The organism is Endozoicomonas sp. YOMI1, assembly GCF_024606345.1.
GTDB lineage: Bacteria > Pseudomonadota > Gammaproteobacteria > Pseudomonadales > Endozoicomonadaceae > Endozoicomonas.
Genome location: NZ_JAHHPM010000326.1, coordinates 1 through 2,565, shown reverse-complemented (window position 1 = coordinate 2,565; position 2,565 = coordinate 1). Strand labels below are relative to the sequence as shown.

Genomic DNA, 2,565 nt, shown 5'->3' with positions numbered 1-2,565 from the left:
ATAGGTTTTTGTTAACTGCAACAAGCCCCTGCGTGCAGGGCTGGATCAATTATACCAATCGTGCTTTCTAACTACCGTAATTAGCATTGAGATATGGACGTCAGAGCGTAGCTGTGAGGCTACGCCCTGTCCCGATGGCTGTTGACGATTACATTACACGCATGCCAGGTTGAGCGCCTTCGTGAGGTTCAAGAATCCAGAGGTCCTTACCGCCAGGGCCTGCGGCCAATACCATACCTTCGCTCACGCCAAACTTCATTTTACGTGGAGCCAGATTGGCCACCATAACCGTATGTTTGCCAATCAGGGCTTCTGGTGCATAAGCAGACTTGATGCCGGCAAAGATATTGCGAGGCTCAGGTTCGCCAATATCCAGGGTCAAACGCAGCAGCTTGCCTGCCCCTTCCACCAGTTCGGCATTGACAATTCTGGCGATGCGCAGATCGACTCTGGCGAAGTCATCAAAGGTGATTTCGTCAGCAATAGGATCTTTCTCCAACCATTCAGAAGATACGGAAGACGTCTCAGATGGCTTATTGGATGATTCCATTTGGGCTAAGACCTCCTTGCTGGCTGCGATCATGGACGCTACTTTATCGGCTTCGACACGGGTCATCAATGGTTCAAATTTATTGACCTTGTGATCCAGAAGCAGCGTCTGGCTGTCCTGCCAGGTCAGGGGGGCAACATTGAGGAATGCCTCCGCTTTCACCGTCATGGCTGGCAGTACGGGCTTGAGGTAGATCATCAGCAGTCGGAACAGGTTGATGCCGGTGCTGCATATGTCATGAAGCGCCTGATCCTTGCCTTGTTCTTTGGCAACCACCCATGGCTTCACTTCGTCAATCCAGGCATTGGCTTTGTCTGCCAGCGCCATGATCTCACGCATCGCCTTGCCGAACTCGCGACCTTCATAGTGCTCGGCAATGCGCTGTGCCGCCTCCTGGAACCCGGCAGTGAGTTCTGGTGCGCTCTTGTGGGAAGAGAGGGTAGCAGAAAGCCTGCCGCCAAAACGCTTATTGAGAAAACCGGCATTACGGCTGGCAATATTAACCACCTTGCCCACCAGGTCTGAGTTTACCCGTTGGATAAAGTCATCGGTATTCAGGTCAAGGTCATCAATACGGCTGGAGAGTTTGGCGGCGTAATAATAACGCAGATACTCAGGATCCAGGTGTTCCAGGTAAGTACGGGCGGTGATGAAAGTGCCACGGGACTTGGACATCTTTTCACCGTTAACGGTCAAATAACCATGCACATTCACACGGGTTGGGGTGCGATAGTTAGTACCATGGAGCATGGCTGGCCAGAACAGGCAGTGGAAGTTGACAATGTCCTTGCCTATAAAGTGGTGCACTTCGCACTGGCTGTCTTTCTGCCAGTACTCATCAAAGCTCAGGTCATCACGGCGCTGGCAGAGGTTGTCAAATGCCGCCATATAGCCAATTGGCGCATCCAGCCATACATAGAAGTATTTACCGGGTTCTGCGGGGATTTCAAAGCCGAAGTAAGGTGCATCACGGGAGATATCCCAGTCCTGCAGGCCCGCATCCAGCCATTCCGCCAGTTTGTTGGCAATTTCCTCGGAGATGGTGCCAGAGCGGGTCCACTGCTTCAGGAAGGCAGCAAAATCCGAGAGTTTAAAGAAGAAATGCTCACTCTCTTTGTCAACGGGTGTAGCACCGGAAATGGCTGACCGGGCGTTTTTCAGTTCCGCCGGTGAGTAGGTCGCCCCACAGGCTTCACAGTTGTCGCCATACTGACCGGAGGCACCACATTTCGGGCAGTCACCCTTGATGTAACGGTCTGCCAGAAACATCTGTTTCTCAGGATCATAAGCCTGAACAATATTTCGACTGACAATATGGCCCTTTTCTTTCAGAGCCAGGTAAATCGCTTCTGAGAGCTTACGGTTCTCTTCCGAGTGGGTGGAGTAGTAATTATCAAACGCCACATGGAACTCACCAAAATCGCGAACCCGTTCGATGTTAATTCGAGCCACGGACTCTTCCGGTGAAATGCCCTGTTTTTCCGCATGGAGGCTGATGGCGGTACCATGGGCGTCATCAGCACAAACGTAGGTGCACTGGTTGCCAGACAGCTTCTGGAAACGAACCCAGATATCAGTCTGGATGTATTCCACCAGGTGTCCCATATGCAGAGGGCCGTTGGCATAGGGCAGGGCACTGGTGACAAGTATTTTGCGTTGGCTCATGCGATTCTGTCTTGATGGTCGGATATAAAAAACGGGAATGCGCCATTATACAAACTGTCCATGGGAAAGCCTATTCGGAACAGTCCCGCGTTAACCTGACATTCATTTATAACCAGGTTGAGTCTGTATCCGCTTCGGCTTCAGCGTTTTTCAGTTGATCAAACAGTGATGCTGTTTCTTGCTCATAAGTTTGACCGACAGCAGAACCTTGAAGTTTTACGTTGCTGGTCCCCACCTCATCGAATGAAAACGCTCTTTTGCTCTCAGGAAGACCTTTTATCACAGAACTGATCTCGGCCCTTATGGGAAACTGACCTTTGTACCGTTACTAAAAACCTACGATAATCAGG

The 2,565-nt window shown here is 51.0% G+C and carries 1 protein-coding gene; it reads right to left on the bottom strand.

Going from position 1 to position 2,565, the window contains the following annotated elements; all coding sequences use genetic code 11:
* Nucleotides 1-148 precede the first annotated feature (148 nt).
* Nucleotides 149-2,215, bottom strand: a complete 2,067-nt coding sequence (metG, locus tag KDK15_RS11660) for a methionine--tRNA ligase (protein WP_373691367.1) — start codon at nt 2,213-2,215, stop codon at nt 149-151.
* Between the last annotated feature and the right edge of the window lie 350 nt (nt 2,216-2,565).

Excerpts from the sequence above, each read along its gene's own strand:
- metG (WP_373691367.1), bottom strand. The coding sequence starts at position 2,215 with ATGAGCCAACGCAAAATACTTGTCACCAGTGCCCTGCCCTATGCCAAC.